The organism is Thermoleptolyngbya sp. PKUAC-SCTB121 (assembly GCF_016919485.1).
Taxonomy (GTDB): Bacteria; Cyanobacteriota; Cyanobacteriia; order Elainellales; family Elainellaceae; genus Thermoleptolyngbya; species Thermoleptolyngbya sichuanensis.
This window is the reverse complement of the sequence record NZ_CP070366.1, coordinates 1,833,457-1,851,996: the sequence shown is the minus strand read 5'-3', so window position 1 is coordinate 1,851,996 and position 18,540 is coordinate 1,833,457. Positions and strand designations below refer to the sequence as shown.

At 56.0% G+C, this 18,540-nt stretch carries 18 protein-coding genes; 13 read left to right on the top strand and 5 right to left on the bottom strand.

The window, feature by feature from the left end:
* Positions 1–11: 11 nt before the first annotated feature.
* The gene (locus tag JTM80_RS07775; protein ID WP_205370909.1) at positions 12–794 is read right to left on the bottom strand and encodes a Uma2 family endonuclease; all 783 of its coding nucleotides are present in this window, start codon (positions 792–794) and stop codon (positions 12–14) included.
* Between the two features lie 288 nt (positions 795–1,082).
* Between JTM80_RS07775 and JTM80_RS07770 the strand changes: the two genes are divergently transcribed.
* The gene (locus JTM80_RS07770) at positions 1,083–3,233 is read left to right on the top strand and encodes an HAD-IIB family hydrolase (RefSeq protein WP_172358600.1); all 2,151 of its coding nucleotides are present in this window, start codon (positions 1,083–1,085) and stop codon (positions 3,231–3,233) included.
* A gap of 30 nt (positions 3,234–3,263) precedes the next feature.
* Here the strand turns inward: JTM80_RS07770 and JTM80_RS07765 are convergent, their stop codons facing one another.
* Positions 3,264–3,938, bottom strand: coding sequence for an energy-coupling factor ABC transporter ATP-binding protein (locus JTM80_RS07765; RefSeq protein WP_205370908.1), 675 nt, complete (start codon positions 3,936–3,938; stop codon positions 3,264–3,266).
* 63 nt (positions 3,939–4,001) lie between these two features.
* Positions 4,002–4,274 (bottom strand): hypothetical protein, encoded by a 273-nt coding sequence (locus JTM80_RS07760; protein WP_172358602.1) that lies wholly within the window; start codon positions 4,272–4,274, stop codon positions 4,002–4,004.
* A gap of 322 nt (positions 4,275–4,596) precedes the next feature.
* On the opposite strand from JTM80_RS07760, the gene psbD reads away from it, so the two are divergent.
* The 12 genes from psbD to fni all read left to right on the top strand — a co-directional run bounded on the left by psbD (position 4,597) and on the right by fni (position 16,828).
* Positions 4,597–5,655 carry a photosystem II D2 protein (photosystem q(a) protein) gene (gene psbD, locus JTM80_RS07755; RefSeq protein ID WP_172358603.1) on the top strand — a complete coding sequence of 353 codons (1,059 nt, stop codon included), beginning with the start codon at positions 4,597–4,599 and terminating at the stop codon, positions 5,653–5,655.
* Between the two features lie 659 nt (positions 5,656–6,314).
* Positions 6,315–6,593: a 4a-hydroxytetrahydrobiopterin dehydratase gene (locus JTM80_RS07750; protein ID WP_172358604.1), complete on the top strand. Its 279-nt coding sequence runs from the start codon at positions 6,315–6,317 to the stop codon at positions 6,591–6,593.
* Between the two features lie 346 nt (positions 6,594–6,939).
* On the top strand, positions 6,940–8,496 hold the full coding sequence (locus tag JTM80_RS07745; protein WP_205370907.1) for an iron uptake porin: 1,557 nt from the start codon (positions 6,940–6,942) through the stop codon (positions 8,494–8,496).
* A gap of 166 nt (positions 8,497–8,662) precedes the next feature.
* The gene (locus tag JTM80_RS07740) at positions 8,663–9,100 is read left to right on the top strand and encodes an Rrf2 family transcriptional regulator (protein ID WP_172358605.1); all 438 of its coding nucleotides are present in this window, start codon (positions 8,663–8,665) and stop codon (positions 9,098–9,100) included.
* Between the two features lie 43 nt (positions 9,101–9,143).
* Entirely contained in the window at positions 9,144–10,109 is a 966-nt protein-coding gene (cysK, locus tag JTM80_RS07735; protein ID WP_172358606.1) for a cysteine synthase A, read from the top strand.
* Between the two features lie 54 nt (positions 10,110–10,163).
* Complete coding sequence (locus tag JTM80_RS07730) at positions 10,164–10,889, top strand: J domain-containing protein (RefSeq protein ID WP_172358607.1); 726 nt, start codon at positions 10,164–10,166, stop codon at positions 10,887–10,889.
* 180 nt (positions 10,890–11,069) lie between these two features.
* Entirely contained in the window at positions 11,070–12,431 is a 1,362-nt protein-coding gene (der, locus tag JTM80_RS07725; RefSeq protein ID WP_172358608.1) for a ribosome biogenesis GTPase Der, read from the top strand.
* An 11-nt stretch (positions 12,432–12,442) separates the two neighbouring features.
* On the top strand, positions 12,443–13,378 hold the full coding sequence (locus JTM80_RS07720) for an energy-coupling factor transporter transmembrane protein EcfT (RefSeq protein ID WP_205370906.1): 936 nt from the start codon (positions 12,443–12,445) through the stop codon (positions 13,376–13,378).
* A 173-nt stretch (positions 13,379–13,551) separates the two neighbouring features.
* The gene (acpS, locus tag JTM80_RS07715; protein WP_228721673.1) at positions 13,552–13,971 is read left to right on the top strand and encodes a holo-ACP synthase; all 420 of its coding nucleotides are present in this window, start codon (positions 13,552–13,554) and stop codon (positions 13,969–13,971) included.
* Between the two features lie 379 nt (positions 13,972–14,350).
* On the top strand, positions 14,351–14,620 hold the full coding sequence (gene pipX, locus JTM80_RS07710; RefSeq protein WP_068508416.1) for a transcriptional coactivator PipX: 270 nt from the start codon (positions 14,351–14,353) through the stop codon (positions 14,618–14,620).
* An 81-nt stretch (positions 14,621–14,701) separates the two neighbouring features.
* Positions 14,702–15,388: a YggS family pyridoxal phosphate-dependent enzyme gene (locus JTM80_RS07705; RefSeq protein WP_225906792.1), complete on the top strand. Its 687-nt coding sequence runs from the start codon at positions 14,702–14,704 to the stop codon at positions 15,386–15,388.
* 336 nt (positions 15,389–15,724) lie between these two features.
* Complete coding sequence (fni, locus tag JTM80_RS07700; protein WP_205370904.1) at positions 15,725–16,828, top strand: type 2 isopentenyl-diphosphate Delta-isomerase; 1,104 nt, start codon at positions 15,725–15,727, stop codon at positions 16,826–16,828.
* 46 nt (positions 16,829–16,874) lie between these two features.
* On the opposite strand, the gene msrB is transcribed toward fni, so the two are convergent.
* A complete protein-coding gene (gene msrB / locus JTM80_RS07695; protein ID WP_172358613.1) occupies positions 16,875–17,276 on the bottom strand; it encodes a peptide-methionine (R)-S-oxide reductase MsrB in 402 nt (133 codons plus the stop codon).
* A 100-nt stretch (positions 17,277–17,376) separates the two neighbouring features.
* A complete protein-coding gene (locus JTM80_RS07690) occupies positions 17,377–18,465 on the bottom strand; it encodes a phosphotransacetylase family protein (protein WP_172359126.1) in 1,089 nt (362 codons plus the stop codon).
* Positions 18,466–18,540 lie beyond the last annotated feature (75 nt).

The window sequence follows — 18,540 nt, the reverse complement described above, 5'->3', positions numbered from 1 at the left end:
GCAGGAAACGCCTAGAGCGTATCTGGGTCGATGCCGTGCGATCGCAGCTTGTCTCGCAACTCTGCAAGCTGCTGCTCGGCCGCTTTCTGCTGAGCCTGTGCCTCTGCGGACTGGGTTTGCAAATCGGCAATCTTTTGTTCTGCGTTTAGTCGAGCCTGCTCCGCTTCCTCATAGGTCAGCAGTTGTGCGCCCGACTGGGGATCAAACAGGCGCAGTTCACGGGCAATAGGCAGCAGATGGGCAATCGCGAGTGGGGCCTGAGGGGGCAACAGGCGCAGGTCTAACCCCAGCTTCTGGCTATGCAGCGACAGGCTTCCATCTGCCAGGGTTTCAGGGGCGATCGGCTCATATTGCCCATTGACCAAGCGCTGTCCCTTTAGCTGCGAGGGCAGATAGTCGCCGGTGGGGTCATATTGAAAATATTCTGGAATTTCCAGGCTGGCGTAGAGTTTAGGCTTGATTTCCTCGTCTTGTTTCTGAGTGGAAAGGGAGGTGATCTCTAGCACAAAAGACGGCAGTTTGCCGCCTTCCTGCCAGGTTTTATAGCTGCGTCGTTCTCGCTTGTTTACGCCAAAAATGACGAACACATCCGGCGAGATACTCTTTTGTGGCTTTCCCTCTTCGTAGTAGATAAACAGATTTCCAGAAACGTATACCTGGGGGCGGCTCTGAAAAAACAGCCGCAACGCGCTGATGCAATAAATCAGGTAGGCACGAGTTGCATCACTCTCGGTCATAGGCTGGCCGTCGGTTTCGGGATATTTAATCAAACTGGGTCGTGGCGTTTCCAGCATGACATCGTGCAAGTGTATGGCAAGTTGCGATGAGTTGCGATGATCTTAACGTGGTTGCTCAAGTCCTTGGCGGATTGGGGGGAGATGAGGGTAAGGGCGATTGCCGCCAAACCGGTTTAGGAGTGATAAGGTGACGAAATACTAGCCGAAAGAGAGTGTCGCAGCATCCTCAGATTGCAGTAAGTTACACATCAGCTAGACCGCTCATTACGCTAATCCCTATTACGTCAGTCCCATTAAGCCAATCCCCATTCCGCCAAGACCCTAACCCCCTCTTCCCAAAAAAATATGCCCAACCACAGTCACAACGGTCTGTATATTGCGCTGATCAGTGTGCATGGCTTGATTCGGGGTCAGAATATGGAGCTAGGGCGCGATTCTGACACAGGCGGCCAGGTGAAGTACGTGGTGGAGTTGGCCCGCGCCCTGGCCCAGCAACCCGGCGTGGCAGCGGTCGATTTGTTTACCCGGCTGATTGCTTCGCCTGATGTGGATCAAGACTATGGCGAGGACATTGAGCCGCTGGGCGGCAAGGCCCGGATTGTGCGAATTGTGGCGGGCCCGCCAGAGGAATACATCCCCAAGGAGCAACTGTGGGATCACCTGGACAGCTTTGTGGACAATATGCTGGCGTTTTTTCGCACGAGCGATCGCGTGCCAGACCTGATCCATAGCCACTATGCCGATGCGGGCTATGTGGGCAGTCGCCTAGCAAACTTCCTAAATGTGCCGCTGGTGCATACTGGGCACTCGCTGGGGCGGGTCAAGCGGACGCGGCTCTTGGCCAACGGGCTGTCGTCGCAGGATATTGACCAGCGCTACAACATGCTGCGCCGGATCGAGGCAGAAGAGCTAACCCTGGCAAGCGCTGAGTTAATTATCACCAGCACGCGCCAGGAGGTGGAAGAACAGTACGAACTGTACGACTGCTACCAGCCGGAGCGGATGCGCGTGATTCCCCCTGGCACAGACCTGACACTGTTCTACCCGCCCCAGGGGGATGAGTGGGAAACGGCGATCGCCCAGGATATTTGCCGCTTTTTGCGCGAACCCCAAAAGCCGCTGATCCTGGCGCTGTCTCGTCCCGATGCCCGAAAAAACATTGGGGCACTAGTGGAGGCCTATGGCAATTCCCCCCGCCTCCAGGAATTGGCCAACCTGCTGATCGTGGCGGGCAGCCGGAACAATGTTAAAGATATGGACGCAGGCGCTCAGGAAGTGCTGACAGAGCTATTCCTGGCGTTTGATTATTATGACCTCTACGGTCGCGTTGCCTATCCCAAGCGCCACAAAGCCGACGAAGTGCCCTATATTTACCGACTGGCGGCCCTATCTGGCGGTGTGTTTGTCAATCCAGCCCTGACAGAACCCTTTGGGCTGACGCTCATCGAGGCAGCGGCCAGCGGTTTGCCGATTGTGGCAACGGAAGACGGCGGCCCGCGCGACATCATCGGCAACTGCAACAACGGCATCCTGATCGATCCGCTAGACAGTGATACAATCGTTGCCGCGTTGCTGACGCTGCTAGAACACCCAGAAAAACGGCAGCTTGCTGTTGAAAACGGGCTGCGGGGCGTGCGCGAACACTATTCCTGGGAAGCCCACGCATCCAGCTACCTGGAGGTGATTCGACCGCTGCTCGACAAGACCCAGGTAGTGGAGCGAGTGCCGCTGTCACGCCGTGCTATGGTCTACAACGATCGGGCGATCGTCACCAGCCTTGATCAAAACCTGCTGGGCAACCCGATTGATATTCCCTACTTTATCGAAGTGCTGCGCGAGAATCGCAAATCCACGGCGTTCGCTGTGGCCACCGGGCGGACACTAGAGTCTGCCCTGAAGGTGATGCGCCAGTATCACATTCCCGAACCCGATGTGCTAATCAGCAGCAGCGGCACGGTGATTCACTATCGTCCAGATTTTACAGAAGATACCTGGTGGAAGCGGCATATCGACCACCGCTGGACACCTGGGGAGGTGCGGCGTGTTTTAGCCGATCTGCCAGGTCTGGAGTTGCAGCCCAGCATCCATCAGAGCCAGTTTAAAATCAGCTACTTCTATGATGCGGAGGTCGCGCCCGCGATTCAAGAAATCAAGAGCCTGCTCTATCAAGAAGATTTGGCAGTGAATGTGATCTTCTCCTTTGGGCAGTATCTCGACATCTTGCCCATCCGCGCCTCCAAGGGGCAGGCGTTGCGCTACGTTGCCGATCGCTGGGGCATTCCGCTAGAGCATATCCTGGTGGCGGGCGGTTCTGGAGCCGATGAAGACATGATGCGTGGCAATCCGCTGGCAGTCGTGGTGGCTAATCGTCACCATGAGGAACTGTCGCACCTGATGGATGGGGAGCGCATTTACTACGCCAAGCAGGCCCACGCGCTGGGCATTGTGGAGGCGATCGCCCATTTCGACTTTTTCAACACCATGAAGGAAGTCTGAGCAACCCAAGCTCCTGCAATTTCTGGGTTCCTAACCCCTCACTGCGCCGGCCATCATGCGCTGCTTTAACCGCTGCGGATCGCCCGACTCCACAATCCGACCCGCCTCCATAAAAAAGGCTCCGTCGGCGTAGTTCAGTTCGTCTAGGCGATGCGTCACCCAGAGCGCCGTCATGCCGCGTGTTTTCACCAGTTGCCGGACTTGATCGACCAGATCAAGCTGGCTGTCGGGGTCGAGCAGGGCAGTGGGTTCGTCCAGCAGCAGCACCTCACAATGGCGGGCGATCGCCCCTGCAATGGCCACCCGCTGCTTTTGTCCGCCGCTCAGCGCGTAAATGGGCCGTCGCTGCAAATGCAGCAGGTTCACCGCCGCGAGCGCCTCTTGCACCCGCTGTCGAGTTTCAGCCGTAGACAAGTTTTCTGCCACCAGCCCAAAGGCCACATCTGCCCCCACGGTCGGCATCACGAGTTGATGATCGGGATTCTGAAATACAAACCCGACGGGCTGCACGAGGTTGACCTGCCCCGACTGGGGAGCCAGCAACCCTGTCATCAGCTTTAGCAGCGTAGACTTGCCGCTGCCGTTCGTCCCCAACAGCATCCAAAATTGCCCCTTGGGGACATGCAGCGAACAGTTCTGCAACACTGGCGATTGCGCCGACCAAGCAAAGCTCACAGACTCAATGGCGATCGCCCACTCACTCATCTAATCCACCTTCAATCACAGGAGCAGCCCCCGAGAGCATTCAGAAAATCCGCCTGCCTACTGTCAGGACGGCTCCGTCAGTGCAAAAAATCCCGGCGGACGAGCCGTGCCGCTGGCTCCAGCTTTCTCCGACACCTGCACCGCCGAAATCTCGCTCACCAGCACGCCCAACTTCTTGTCCGGCTGCTTCTCACAGGTCAGCTCCAGCGCCACTGGATTGCCCGACCGAACCGCGTTCAAAATCTCTTGATACACCGCCTCCGCATCTTCTGCGGTCTTCCGCTGAATCGACAGCATCGACGGCGTATTTTTCAGCACAATGTCAACAATAAACATCTAAATCCAGACCTTTACGCACAGAAACAAACGCTACCTCTTCAGTATCTCAGACAGACCTGATTTCAGGGGAAAGGACACAAAGCCGTCTCACGCCTAAATCCCCAAAATCCAAAATCCAACTCCTCCTCACCAATCCTTAAGCTAATCCGATCTCACCGATAGCTTTCCCAAAAACTATCTGTATAATGAGGGGGAAAGTAAAGAAACGTAAACTCTGCTCATACTCCGTTGTCGATTTGTGCAGCTTTGTTGCACGATCGCTCACAGGTATAGGCAGAGCCTTTCAGTACTCGTACTTAATTCATTGGAGATCCGCGCTATGACCATAGCAATGGGAAGAGCGCAAGCCCAGCGAGGATGGTTTGACGTTCTCGACGACTGGCTAAAGCGCGACCGATTTGTCTTCGTAGGATGGTCAGGCATTCTGCTATTCCCCTGCGCCTACCTGGCGCTGGGAGGCTGGCTGACCGGCACCACCTTCGTCACCTCCTGGTACACCCACGGCATCGCCAGTTCCTACCTAGAGGGCTGCAACTTTTTGACCGCCGCCGTATCCACCCCGCCCAACAGCCTGGGACACAGCCTGCTGTTTTTGTGGGGCCCCGAAGCCCAGTGGAACTTCACCCGCTGGTGTCAACTAGGCGGCTTGTGGACCTTTGTCGCTCTCCACGGCGCATTCGGACTGATCGGCTTCATGCTGCGACAGTTTGAGATTGCCCGTCTAGTGGGCATCCGTCCGTACAACGCCCTGGCATTCTCCGGTCCCATCGCCGTGTTTGTCAGCGTATTTCTGCTGTACCCGCTAGGACAATCGGGCTGGTTCTTTGCCCCCAGCTTTGGCGTTGCCGCCATCTTCCGATTCATCCTATTCGTGCAAGGCTTCCACAACTTCACCCTGAACCCGTTCCACATGATGGGCGTGGCCGGCATCCTGGGGGGTGCGCTGTTGTGCGCCATCCACGGAGCGACCGTGGAGAACACCCTGTACGAAGACGGCGACAAGGCGAACACCTTCCGCGCCTTCAACCCGACACAGGCAGAAGAGACCTACTCGATGGTGACCGCCAACCGCTTCTGGTCTCAGATTTTCGGGATTGCGTTTTCCAACAAGCGCTGGCTGCACTTCTTCATGCTGTTTGTGCCGGTCACGGGTCTGTGGATGGCGAGCATTGGGATTGCGGGCTTGGCGCTGAACCTGCGGGCGTATGACTTTGTGTCGCAGGAGATTCGCGCGGCGGAAGACCCGGAGTTTGAGACGTTCTACACCAAGAACATTCTGCTGAACGAGGGCATCCGCGCCTGGATGGCTCCGCAAGACCAGCCTCACGAAAACTTTGTGTTCCCTGAAGAGGTACTGCCTCGCGGTAATGCGCTGTAGGGGATTTCAGCGAAGATTTCAATCTTTAGCTGATTTTTTGACAATTCCATGACTATTCTTCACGCCTTCACAGTTTTGTGGGGGCGTTTTTTTGAACCTGATGCTCAACTACTTTAGGACTTACGCAGTTGGGCAATTTCTCGCGGGCTGCGCCCGCGAGAAATTGTCCAAAATCCAGGGAATTTATCGCAAATGCGTAAGTCCTGTACTTCTTTAGGAAAATCTTCTGAAGTCCCTGCTATCTCAGATGCTCAGCCGTTGGCTGTGCTATATTCTGAGGTAAGCCACAGGGAAAAGCCTGGCTTTTCAAATGCGGCGCTAATGCAGTCAATACTATTGAAAGAACAGGAGGTGTTGCCCATGCAGGACAGCAGTAAACGTATGGGTCGTCAGGTTGAGATGTACTGGCTGTGCGCCGGGGCTGTTCTCTTGTAGCTTGACCCAGCTTCAATCAGAATCAAGTTTTCTGGGAGAGTCTGAGTTTGTTCAGAGTTCCTCCCGGCAGTCTAGGTCGATTTGAAGACCCGCTAGACCGCCCTTGCTACTGGTGTTTTGGTTTCGACCGAAGGCACTGCCCAGCAGGGGCGGATAGTTTTTTAAGACACTTAGTTAAACATGTTGAGTCAACCCGACAAGCGCACCTCTGGAGGAAGTTCACCATGTCCCAAAAACTAACCGACGCTGAGATTCAGACGCAACTGGCGCAAGTGCCCGACTGGACATTGGAGGGCGATCGCCTCCAACGCACCTATCGGTTCAAAGATTTCGTAGAAGCGATCGCCTTCGTGAATAAATTGGTCGAACCCGCCGAAGCCGCTGGCCACCACCCTGACATTGCCATTTCCTATAACCGTGTCATCGTCACCCTCACCACCCACGACGCGGGCGGACTGACTCAAAAAGACTTTGACCTCGCCACACAAATCGCCAACCTCTAACTCCGAAATCCAAACCCCAACATCTTCCTCGCATAAGCCCTTCAGAACCACAGCCCTCGTTCTAGTCGTTCACCTTCATCGTTCCTTAACCCATCTACCCAAGCCAAACCGGAGATGACCTGCTACACTGAATGGTGTTTGAGTGAGTGCAATCTGTAAGGTTAGCAATTGTCGTTGTAAAAGATTTCTCACTGGCTACGCAGATTTCTCCGTGTTGTTCGGGTAGAAGTCTTGAGCAGTCGATGTTATAACGATTATTGATTGCGAGTTCTTTATTTTAGGTGTGAGGACACAAGCAATGCTGTCAAAGGTTCTTTGGAACTCTTTGCTGGTTACTCCAGCAGTTTTGGGAGCTGCACTGGTCTCTTCGATCGCCCCTGCCAGCGCTCAGGTTCAGTCTGAGCCTTCCGTGGCAACCCTCGATCAAGTGATGCAGTACAGCAACGAAGGTCGCAGCAGTGGCTCTCTGGCCCAGGTGACCTCGGTGACCGAGTTTTCTGATGTCAGCCCTGGAGATTGGGCCTATGAAGCGCTAGCCTACCTAGCCAACTCCGAAGCGCAAGGTGGTCTGGACTGCTTGGAAGGGTACCCCGATGGCACCTATCGCGGTGGTCGGGCAATGACCCGTTTTGAGTTCGCTGCGGGTCTGGCCTCCTGTTTGGATGCAGTGGTGGGTCGTCTGGAAAGCCTCGACCCGGAAGCGCTGGCCCGGATTGAAGCGCTTCAGCGTGAGTTTGCGGCTGAGCTAGCAGTGCTGCGCGGTCGCGTGGATGCCCTGGAAGCAGCGGTCGAAGAACTGCAAGCCAACCAGTTCTCCACCACCACCCGCTTGAACGGTCGAGCAGTTTTTGCCTTCTCGGACATCTTTGGCAGCAGCTCGATTGAAGACGCAAACAACACGGTATTCCAAAGCCGCGTTCGTTTGAACTTTGACACTAGCTTTACGGGCAGAGATCGTCTGAGAACTCGTCTTCAAGGTGGAAACTTTGTTGACTTTAACGCAGTTCCTTCTGCTCAGATTTCTCCGGTTAGCCAAGACTTTACCGAGCAGACTGACTTCTCTTTTGACAGTGGCGGTAACTTTGCTGTGTCCGTCAATCGCTTGGAGTACTACTTCCCACTTGGCCCTGCGACTGTCTATCTGGGTGCCCGTAACCAAGGCATTTCTGACATCGTGACCTCGGTCAGTTCTTTTGATGATGGTGAGCAGGGTTCGCTGTCCTACTTTGGCTACAACCCGATTTATGACCTGGGTGGTGCCGCTCAGAACATCGGTTTTGGCTTGACCTTTGACTTGAGCGATGCCTTCCAACTGGGTCTGGGGTACCTGACAGGCGAAGGAAACAACCCCTCGAATGGTGCTGGTTTATTCAATGGCGATTACACCGCTTTCGGTCAGTTGACCTTCTCGCCTGGCGACCTGACGGTGGCGCTGACCTACGTCAACAGCTACATCTCTGAGCCGAATAGCCTGGGTGATTTCTCGCCCTCTGTTTATAACGGCTATGGCATTAGCTTTGAGTTTGGTCTGTCGGATACCTTCACCATCGGCGGCTGGGGTATGTACGTCGATACTCGCACCTTTGCTGGCCCTCTAGCTTTCCGAGGGGATGGTGAAGCTTGGTCCTATGCTCTGACCTTGGGCGTTGGCGATTTGGGTGTAGAGGGTAGCTTGCTGGGTATCATTGCTGGCGTGCCTCCTTACCAGGGTTCTTTCGGCAATTCTACCTTGGGTAACTTCTCTCCCTTCAATACTGGCACCTCGTTCCATGCTGAGGTGTTCTATCGCTTCCCGGTATCTGACAACATCTCTCTGACTCCTGGTGTGATTTTTGTCAGCAACATCGCTGACACTGGTGATGATGCCGTCATTCCAGTGCTGCGGACTTCCTTCCGATTCTAGAGTCTGAGCTTCATCAGAGAGTAATCTCTGATACATCGCTTGTATAACTATCTGAAAGGTTCCACCTTAGTGGAGCCTTTTATTTTGCGTAATTGAATCTGGAAAAGCCAAAACCCCGGTGGAGAACCGGGGTATACTGAAGGGAATACTGATTCTTGATTAGCTCGTGGAACTTTCCTGTAAAACTGAGTATGCCCTGCTGGCACTGCTGGAATTGACGAATCACTACAGCAGTGGAGAGCCGCTGCAAATTCGCCAAATTGCCGCAGAGCAAAACATTCCAGACCGCTATCTAGAGCAACTGCTGGCCACGCTGAGGCGTGGGGGGCTGGTGCGGAGCCAGCGGGGAGCGAAGGGCGGTTATGTGCTAGCACGAGAACCCTGGAAGATTAGCTTACTGGAAGTGGTGAACTGCATTGAGGGACAGGACGCACAGACCACCGATGCAAGACGTGATACAAAAACCGTCGAGGGAATGGTGATTTGGGAGGTGTGGCAGGAGGCGGGGCAGGCTGCCGATGCAGTGTTGCAAAAACAGACCTTGCAGGATCTGGCTGACAAGCGCGAGGCTCGCCGCCGTTTAGACATTATGTACTACATCTAATCCATCTCATTTAATCCATCTAAAACTTGGACTGAATCTAACCATGCGAATTGCTCAGAACGTTACTCAGTTGATTGGTGGTACGCCGCTAGTGCGGTTGAACCGGATTCCTCAGGCAGAAGGGTGCGTCGCGCAGATTGTGGTGAAGCTGGAGGGCATGAATCCGTCTGCTTCAGTCAAAGACCGCATCGGCATCAGCATGATCGAGGCGGCGGAACAGGCAGGCAAGATTGAGCCGGGCAAGACCGTTTTGGTGGAGCCGACCTCCGGGAATACGGGGATTGCGCTGGCAATGGCGGCGGCGGCAAAGGGCTATCGGCTGATCCTGACGATGCCGGACACCATGAGTTCGGAGCGGCGGGCGATGCTGCGTGCGTTTGGGGCGGAACTGGAGCTGACGCCCGGAATCGAGGGTATGAGTGGCTGCATCCAGCGGGCGCAGCAGATCGTCGCCATGTTGCCGGATGCCTATATGCTGCAACAGTTTAGCAATCCGGCGAATCCCCAAATTCATCGAGACACGACGGCGCTAGAAATCTGGCAGGACACCGATGGTGCGGTGGATATTCTAGTCTCTGGTGTCGGGACGGGCGGTACGCTGACGGGTGTGGCCGAGGTGCTGAAAGAGAAGAAGCCAGGATTTCGGGCGATCGCCGTTGAACCCGCCAACAGTCCGGTGCTGTCGGGCGGTCGCCCCGGCCCCCACAAGATCCAGGGCATTGGCGCGGGCTTTGTGCCGCAGGTGTTGAATACAGGAATCATCGATGAAGTGGTGACCGTAACGGATGAAGAGGCGATCGCCTATGGTCGTCGGCTGGCCCGCGAGGAAGGATTGCTCTCTGGGATTTCCAGCGGCGCAGCGCTGGCGGCCGCAATCAAAGTGGGTCAGCGTCCCGAAAACGCCAACAAGCTCATTGTGGTGATTCAGCCCAGCTTTGGTGAGCGCTATCTCAGCACCCCCCTCTTCCAAGATCCAGAACTGGTTGCGTCTGGTTCACTGAGCGCCTGAGTCTCTACCTAAGTCGCTCAAGGACACGCCTTATACACGCCTTACAATAGGCGTATGCAGCAGCAAGACCACTATAAAACTCTGGACGTTCACCAGACGGCGACCCAGGCTGAGATCAAGCAGTCCTATCGCCGTCTGGTAAAACAGTTTCATCCGGATCACAATCCCGAACTAGACGGACACGATCAGATTGCAACCATCAATGCCGCCTACGAAGTGCTGGGTGATCCCCAGCGTCGCCGCACCTACGATCAGCAGTTGCACGATGCAGAACGGCTGAAAGCGGCGGGTTTTGACGTTTATGAAGAATCGACAAGCAGTCGCCAACAGCGCACCGCCGAGGCCCAGCGCCGCTATCAACAGCGCCAGACCGGGCAAGACGATGACGAGCAGATTAAGCAATGGCTCCACCGGGTTTATCAGCCCATCAATCGGCTATTATCTAAAATTTTGAATCCGCTTAAAGAGCAACTGGATGATCTTGCCTATGATCCGTTTGATGACGAATTGCTAGAGGCATTTCAGGCGTATCTGGACGAATCCCGCGACTTGCTACACAAGGCGCAGACTACGTTTAAGTCCATGTCGAATCCGCCCAGCACGGCAAAGGTCGCCGCTGATTTGTTCTATTGCCTGAGCCAGGTGGGCGACGGCATCGACGAGCTAGAGCGATTTGTCACTAGCTACAACGAGCAGTATTTGCACACGGGTAAGGAATTATTTCGGATTGCCAAAGGGCTGAAGCGGGACGCGCAGGCAGCAGCAAAGCGAATTGGGTAAAAGCAAAAATCAGGAACCCCCAGAGTTCCCCCTTGAGTCTGGTTTCGGGTCGATCGGTTTCAAGTCCGTAAGTCCTGACCCCTGATCCCCCGGTTGTGCGTCACAATAGAAAAGCTGTGTCAATTTGGGTTGCGGGATCAAGGCTGAACCAGTCCCTAACTGCCAACCCTGCTCCTTCCCATGTCACTCCCGATTGTCGCCATTATTGGCCGCCCAAATGTGGGCAAGTCTACCTTTGTCAACCGACTGGCGGAGGTGCGGGATGCGATTGTGCATGATGAGCCAGGAGTAACGCGCGATCGCACGTACAAGCCAGCCTTTTGGAATGACCGCGATTTTCTGGTGGTGGATACCGGCGGGCTGGTGTTTGATGATGATACAGAATTTTTGCCGCTGATTCGAGAGCAGGCCATGGCGGCGCTGGCCGAAGCGAGCGTGGCGGTGATGGTGGTAGACGGGCAGGCAGGCGTGACGGCGGCCGACGAAGCGATCGCCACCTGGCTACGGCAACAGTCCGTTCCTGTGCTGCTGGCGGTCAACAAATGCGAGTCGGTGGAGCAAGGGCTGATTCAGGCAGCGGAATTTTGGAGCCTGGGGCTGGGCGAGCCTCATCCTGTGTCGGCGATTCATGGCAGCGGCACGGGGGATCTGCTGGATAAACTCATTACTTTTTTGCCGCCGACGGAGCAGATTGAAGAAACCGATGAGATTCGGGTGGCGATTGTGGGGCGGCCAAATGTCGGCAAATCCAGTCTGCTGAATGCATTTGTGGGAGAAAAGCGGGCGATCGTCAGCCCCATTTCAGGCACCACTCGCGACGCGATCGACATGCAGGTCGAGCGCAACGGACAGCGCTATCGACTCATCGACACCGCAGGCATCCGCAAGAAAAAGCAGGTGGAATATGGCCCAGAATTCTTTGGGATCAACCGGGCCTTTAAGGCAATTCGGCGGGCAGATGTGGTGCTGCTGGTGATCGACGCAATCGACGGCGTGACCGAGCAGGATCAGAAACTGGCTGGACGCATTGCCGATGATGGGCGAGCCTGCGTTGTAGTGATCAACAAATGGGACGCGATCGAAAAAGATTCCCACACGATTTACGAATACCAGCGGCACCTGGAAGATCGGCTGCACTTTACCAACTGGGCAGAGACGATTTTTGTTAGCGCGATGACCGGGCAGCGGGTGGAGAAGATTTTGGAACTGGTGAACCGGGCTGCCGAGCAGCATCGCCGCCGCGTTTCGACCTCGGTGATTAACGAAGTGCTGGAGGAAGCGGGCAACTGGCACTCGCCGCCGACCACGCGCCAGGGTCGCCAGGGCAAGATTTACTACGGTACGCAGGTGAGTACGCAACCTCCGGCGATCGCCCTGTTTGTCAACGATCCCAACCTGTTTAACGACAACTATCGCCGCTATATCGAGCGCCAGTTTCGCCAGTCGCTCGGCTTTGTGGGTACGCCAGTTCGCTTCTTTTGGCGAGGCAAAAAGCTGCGAGAAGTGGAGCGCGGCTCTGCAAACAGAGCGACGAAGGTGTAAGCGGAACGGCTATGGATCTGCTGCGATCGCTCCCCATCGGGCTATATCTGGAGCAACCCGTCACCTGGCTGCATCGGCTTGATCCCCGTGTCAAGGCGGCCTGGCTGATGGCGTTTGTGCTAACCCCGATCGCCGCAACCCCCTACTGGCGGCTGTCGCTGGTGGGCTGGCTGCTGGCGCTGATGGTGAGTACGCTGCTGCCGCTGCGCGTCTGGAAGCGACAGGTCGGGCTGGCGGCGGGATTTAGCCTGCTGCTGTTTTTGGTGACGCTGGTCGTGCCTGACGGGTTGACGGTTACTCATCAGCCGCGCACCCCTGCGGACGAGCTAAGCATCACGGTGCCTCCGTCGCCCTCATCTGCAACTCCGTCCGTCGGGGAGGATGCCCCTATAACGCTGAACCTGGGCAATGGCTATCAGTATGTGCTGCTTCAGGCAGGGCCGCTGCGCGTCACGCGGCGATCGCTCAATTTGGGCATCCGAGTCGGCACGCTGGTCTTCACGCTGCTGGTCAGTACGAATCTATTTTTGCTGACCACCGCGCCAGAAGAAATTACCGCTGGGCTGGAGAGTTTGCTAAGACCGCTAGGGCGGTTTGGCATTCCCGTCACCGAAATCGTGCTGACGCTGACGCTCTCGCTGCGCTTTATTCCGCTGGTGCTAGAGGAAATTCAAAACCTAATCCGCTCCGTGCGAACCCGCGCCATCAACTGGCGAAAGCTGGGGTTTCGGGGCAGTTCCCAAGTCGCCCTCACCGTCGCAGAACGCCTAGTGGACAACCTGCTGGTTCGCGCTACGCAGATTGCCAGCGCCATGCAGGTGCGAGGCTTTACCAGTCCCAACCGCCATCAGGTGAAGTGGCATCAGTTTCGCGTGTTTTGGCTCGACTGGCTGGCGATCGCTGCGTTGGTGCTATTTATCTTTGCCCGCATCCGCGGGGGCAGCTAACAGGGGCAGAGCGCCGAAACGTTAAGACAGGTCGCCAAGCTCTTGCGATCCCGTTTGCTAACCCCGTGAGAAATGTCTTAACCTGCCGATAAAAACTTAAAGAAAACTTGTTTTTGTAGCAGTACTATACAAACTAGCATACAGTATTACTGTGAATGCATTTTGAGGCACGATTGAACATCTCTCCAAACATCTCTCTAGGGACGGACATTGTCCATATTCCTCGAATCAGGGCGTTAATTGACCGTTTTGGCGATCGCTTTTTGAAGAAGGTCTACACTGCTATCGAGCAGCAAGACTATTGGCAAGCCTGCGCCCAAGCCATCGAAAATCAGGTTGGCATTGCCAGACTGGCGGGACGATGGGCAGCAAAAGAGGCAGTCGTCAAAGCAATGGGCACGGGCTGGCGAGGAATTCGCTATACCGATGTCGAAATTCAGCGGCAAGGAAACGGTGCGCCAACGGTTTGTCTACACGGCACGGCAGCCCAATGGGCGGCTTGTGTGGGTGGCGGCAACTGGCAACTCAGCCTGAGCCATGATGGAGAGTATGCGATCGCCACGGCAATGTTTCTGGGCCATAGGGCGAAATAAGGGGCATCGGGTCAACGCTACCTGGTTAACATTACCTGGGCGGGTTTACTGAGCCAAAAGTCTTCACTTGGGTCTTGTCGTCAGCAGCGAAACCGTGCAGTTGGGCTGTCTGCATCACCTGCTGTCTGCATCACCTGTAAGACAAGACTGTTGATGAGGCTTTTCGGTTGAGCGTTTGAGGCAGGATTTTTACCGAATCCCTTAAGCTAAAAGTCTTAGCCAAGACTCTCAGCCAAGGCTCTTAGCAGCCATCCAAAACCTCCTGAAAGTTGCGCTTCTCTGTCGTTCCGCACTCTGCTACTCTGCTGTCATCATTTAACAATTTATGAAATTCGCTCAATCGCTATCCGCCCCGCCATCAGGAGCCAATGCAACTCGAATGAGTCGCGAATCCTACCTGAATCACCCAACCTTTGGGCTGCTCTATCAAGTTTGCGAAGTTACCGCAAACCAAGATCTGTTCGCGACGCTCTACGCGCAGCGGCTGTTCTTTTTGGTGACAGCCTCGTCAGAGGGCTTACAGTTTGAGCCGATAGGTCGCTCAGATGCCCGCATTTTGCTGGAGAATCGTCTGCGGGGGCTGCGACGCAGCGGCAGTGAAGCGGAGTATGCGGCATTGCAACTGGTTTATAAACAGACCTTTCAGTAATTCGCTCCGTTAACCCTGTGCGGAACCCCTGCAAATTTGCAGATTTGATGATTCCTTGAGTCCACGTTAGAAGAGATGGGCATGAGTGCTGCTGCGCCTGAGGCGATCGCCCAAACGATTCATCAAATTCGTCAAACGCTGCCCGATCGGGTGCGGCTGATGGCAGTTACCAAGCAAGTGTCTCCCGATGCAATGCGGGCGGCCTATGCCGCAGGCATCCGCGACTTTGGCGAAAGTCGGCTGCAAGAGGCGATCGCCAAACAAGCCGAACTGCAAGACCTGAGCGATGTAACCTGGCACCTCATCGGGCATTTGCAAAGCAACAAAGCCGCCAAAGTCCTCGACCATTTTCACTGGATTCACTCCGTAGACAGCCTCAAGCTGGCCCAGCGCCTCAATCAGCTAGCGGGCGATCGCCCCACCCGCCCGCGTATCTGCCTCCAGGTTAAAATTCTCCCTGACCCTAATAAATTTGGCTGGGCAGTTCCAGAACTGCTAGCTGACTTGCCCCTGCTCGACGACTGTCAGCATTTGGACATCGTGGGGCTGATGACAATTCCGCCCTACGGACTCAATCCAGACGTGACAAAATCGGTGTTTTTGCAAACTCGCGAACTGGCCGAAAAAATTCGCCATCAAACCCTCAAAACGATCCGAATGGAAGAACTGTCGATGGGAATGTCAGAAGACTATCCCCTAGCGGTCGAAGCCGGAGCTACCATCATCCGGCTGGGTCGGGTCTTGTTTGGCGAACGAACCGCAATTTGAGCATTGTGCTGCATCAATCCTCGCAATGAAACTGGGTCGGTGTCTCAATACATAGGAAGATTAGCTGAGCGTGAGCGCTAGGAGGGCGGCTGATACGATCAGCCACAGAGCGATCGCCCGCTTTAGCAAAAACTGGGGCATAGGGCATAGCTCCTTGTGTGAGAAACCGTCTGCAAGCCGTAGACAAACGCCGTAGACAAAACAGTCCGTCTCAATCGATGCCCCCAGAGCAGTTTCTTACCCAGCGAGCGATCATATTTCGTTTTTCATGAAGATGCCAGTGGAAGGGCGATCGCATGGCACACTAGCTAATGCAAAAGCCGCATTCCATTCAGCATGACGCGACCGATTGATTCCCTTTCTCCTGCCCCTGCCCAAGCCCTCAGTGCCCTTTCCGAGCAGGCGATCGCCACTCAAGCCCGCAAAGCCGAACACATCCGCGTCTGCCTGGAAGAAAACGTGCAGTCGCACGTCACCACTGGGCTAGAGCGCTATCGGTTTACCCACTGCTGTTTGCCGGAACTGGCTCCGGCTGATTTGAACTTGCATACAACCTTTTTGGGCAAAGCGCTGGCGGCTCCGCTGCTGATTTCCTCCATGACGGGCGGCACGGATCTGGCGCGAGTGATCAACCTGCGGCTGGCGGCGGCGGCACAGCGGCACGGGCTGGCGATGGGCGTGGGGTCGCAGCGCGTGGCCATCGAAAATCCAGAGGTGGTGTCTACCTTTGCCGTGCGCTCCGTCGCGCCGGATATTCTGCTATTTGCCAACTTGGGCGCGGTGCAGTTGAACTATACCTATGGTGTGGAGGAGTGTCTGCGCGTGGTGGACTGGCTCCGGGCAGACGCGCTGGTGCTACACCTGAACCCGCTGCAAGAGTGTGTGCAAACGCGGGGCGATCGCAACTTTCGGGGCCTGTTCGACAAAATCGCGGCGCTGTGCAACGCCCTGCCCGTGCCCGTGATTGCCAAAGAAGTGGGCAACGGCATCTCTGCGCGAATGGCGCAACGGCTTGTGGACTGTGGCGTTGGGGCAATCGACGTGGCGGGGGCAGGAGGAACCTCTTGGGCCCGGGTGGAGAGCGAACGCGCCCAAGACCCGCTCCAGCGGCGGCTGGGCAATACCTTTGCAAACTGGGGCATCCCCACCGCCGACTGCATTACCTCAATCCGGGCGATCGCCCCCCAGGTTCCCCTGATCGCCTCTGGCGGCCTGCGAAACGGGCTGGACGTAGCCAAAGCGATCGCTCTGGGGGCAGACCTGGGCGGACTTGCCCTCCCCTTCCTGCAAGCCGCCGCCGACTCCGACGCAGCCTTAGATGAACTGATCAAAGCCCTGATTGCAGAACTCAACACCGTCCTACTTTGCACGGGCAGCGCTGCATTGCGGGATTTGCGGGAGCCGGGGATCTTGGTCAAAGCGGGGGCGGGCATGGAGTGATGCAATCCCCCTCAATTCCGCGGTTCCCCATTCCCACGCCGCGAACCTACTCCGGCTTTTCTTCAAAGGTCAGCGAAGCGGAGTTGATGCAATAGCGCATTCCCGTGGGCGCGGGGCCGTCGTTGAAGACATGGCCGAGATGTGCGCCACAGGTTTCGCAGTGGACCTCGACCCGGCGCATAAAGAAGCTGTTGTCTTCTTCGTAGCCTACGTTTTCGGCCGCCAGTGGGGCCCAATAGCTCGGCCAGCCCGTGCCAGAGTCAAACTTGGTTTCGGAGCTAAACAGCGGCGTGCCACAGCAGACGCACTTGTAAATGCCGGGAGCCTTGTTGTTGTGATAGGCCCCGGTAAAGGCGCGTTCGGTGCCCTTTTTGCGAGTGACGTGATACTGCTCCGGCGTAAGCTGCGCTTTCCACTCAGCGTCAGACTTGACGATTTTTTCTGCCATAGCGATTCCCTCAATCCTGCTTCTATTGTAAAGCTGTGTAAAGCTTTCGGAGCAGGACTGGCTGCATCGAACCAGGGCAAACCGAATGTGACGGGAAACCCTAGGCCGTGGCTACTGGCTCCAGACCGAGCGATCGCATCAGCCGCTCCAGATCAAAGTGGCTCTGCATCAACTGGCGAATATGCTGCACCTTGATGGATTCGTGCAGGCGCACCTGGCCAAAGGTGCGATCGATAATTTCCACCGTGGTCAGCGTGTCCAGATCCACCGAGAGAATGGGCACCTCTAGGTCTTCGGCACGGCTGAGGACGGCAGGCGTGGGCGGAATTTGCCCCGTCAGGATCAGGCAGTGGGTCGAGGTTTCTAGCGCTGCAAGCTGAATATCCGGGCGATCGCCCCCAGTGACCACCGCCATATTGCGCGACTTGCGGAAATATTTCAGCGCAGCGTTGACGTTCATCGCGCCGATCTTCAAGCTTTCCACCATTAGATCCAGCCGATCCGGGCGACATAGCACTTCCGCATTCAGCTGATGCACCAGTTCCGCCACGCTGACGCTCCGCAGCAAGTCGCTCCGGGGCAACACCGCCAGCACTGGAATTCCCTTGCTTTCCAGAAATGAGCGGACGTTGGCATCTACTGCGTCTACCTGATCCAGCGGCACGTCGTTTAGCAGCACCCCCTGGAGGCGATCGCCCAGCACCCGCTTCGAGGCCAGCAGCGAATCCACCACCAGGTCAGAGTGATAGCGAGACACCAGCAGCACAGGCGCACCCAGCACCTCCGCCATCTGCGGCAGCGTCAGGTCAAACAAAGAGCCTTCGTCCAGCGTTCCTGGCCCCTCCAGCAGCGCCAAACTGCCACCCTGCATTCGTCCGTAGGCGGCCAGCGCCTGCTGATAGTGGGTAGAGTCTTCACCCTTAATGCGGCGGGCGATGGTATTGGGATCGAGCGAGAGCAGCGTGGGGCGCAATCGGCTTTCTGGCAGGTTCAGCGTCGCGGCAATAAACCGCACGTCTTCATCTAACGTGTCTGCCTCAGACTCGCTCAGGCAAGTCCCCATTGGCTTGCCGTAGGCAATATCTACCCCTTTCTCTTGAAACAGGTGCGCCAGCCCCAGAATAATCGCAGATTTGCCACTATACGCTTCGGGAGACCCAACGAGTAAATACTGCACAGACTCACCCACCCACCTTATTTTGAAAGACACAGGTATTCTGCAAGACCCATCCGCCGCTGCGGACTTCTCCTCATTGTAGAGGAG

What these genes read in the sequence shown, in the direction of transcription:
- JTM80_RS07775 (WP_205370909.1), bottom strand. Translation starts at nt 794, where the DNA reads ATGCTGGAAACGCCACGACCCAGTTTGATTAAATATCCCGAAACCGAC.
- JTM80_RS07770 (WP_172358600.1), top strand. Translation starts at nt 1,083, where the DNA reads ATGCCCAACCACAGTCACAACGGTCTGTATATTGCGCTGATCAGTGTG.
- JTM80_RS07765 (WP_205370908.1), bottom strand. Translation starts at nt 3,938, where the DNA reads ATGAGTGAGTGGGCGATCGCCATTGAGTCTGTGAGCTTTGCTTGGTCG.
- JTM80_RS07760 (WP_172358602.1), bottom strand. Translation starts at nt 4,274, where the DNA reads ATGTTTATTGTTGACATTGTGCTGAAAAATACGCCGTCGATGCTGTCG.
- psbD (WP_172358603.1), top strand. Translation starts at nt 4,597, where the DNA reads ATGACCATAGCAATGGGAAGAGCGCAAGCCCAGCGAGGATGGTTTGAC.
- JTM80_RS07750 (WP_172358604.1), top strand. Translation starts at nt 6,315, where the DNA reads ATGTCCCAAAAACTAACCGACGCTGAGATTCAGACGCAACTGGCGCAA.
- cysK (WP_172358606.1), top strand. Translation starts at nt 9,144, where the DNA reads ATGCGAATTGCTCAGAACGTTACTCAGTTGATTGGTGGTACGCCGCTA.
- JTM80_RS07730 (WP_172358607.1), top strand. Translation starts at nt 10,164, where the DNA reads ATGCAGCAGCAAGACCACTATAAAACTCTGGACGTTCACCAGACGGCG.
- der (WP_172358608.1), top strand. Translation starts at nt 11,070, where the DNA reads ATGTCACTCCCGATTGTCGCCATTATTGGCCGCCCAAATGTGGGCAAG.
- JTM80_RS07720 (WP_205370906.1), top strand. Translation starts at nt 12,443, where the DNA reads ATGGATCTGCTGCGATCGCTCCCCATCGGGCTATATCTGGAGCAACCC.
- pipX (WP_068508416.1), top strand. Translation starts at nt 14,351, where the DNA reads ATGAGTCGCGAATCCTACCTGAATCACCCAACCTTTGGGCTGCTCTAT.
- JTM80_RS07705 (WP_225906792.1), top strand. Translation starts at nt 14,702, where the DNA reads ATGAGTGCTGCTGCGCCTGAGGCGATCGCCCAAACGATTCATCAAATT.
- fni (WP_205370904.1), top strand. Translation starts at nt 15,725, where the DNA reads ATGACGCGACCGATTGATTCCCTTTCTCCTGCCCCTGCCCAAGCCCTC.
- msrB (WP_172358613.1), bottom strand. Translation starts at nt 17,276, where the DNA reads ATGGCAGAAAAAATCGTCAAGTCTGACGCTGAGTGGAAAGCGCAGCTT.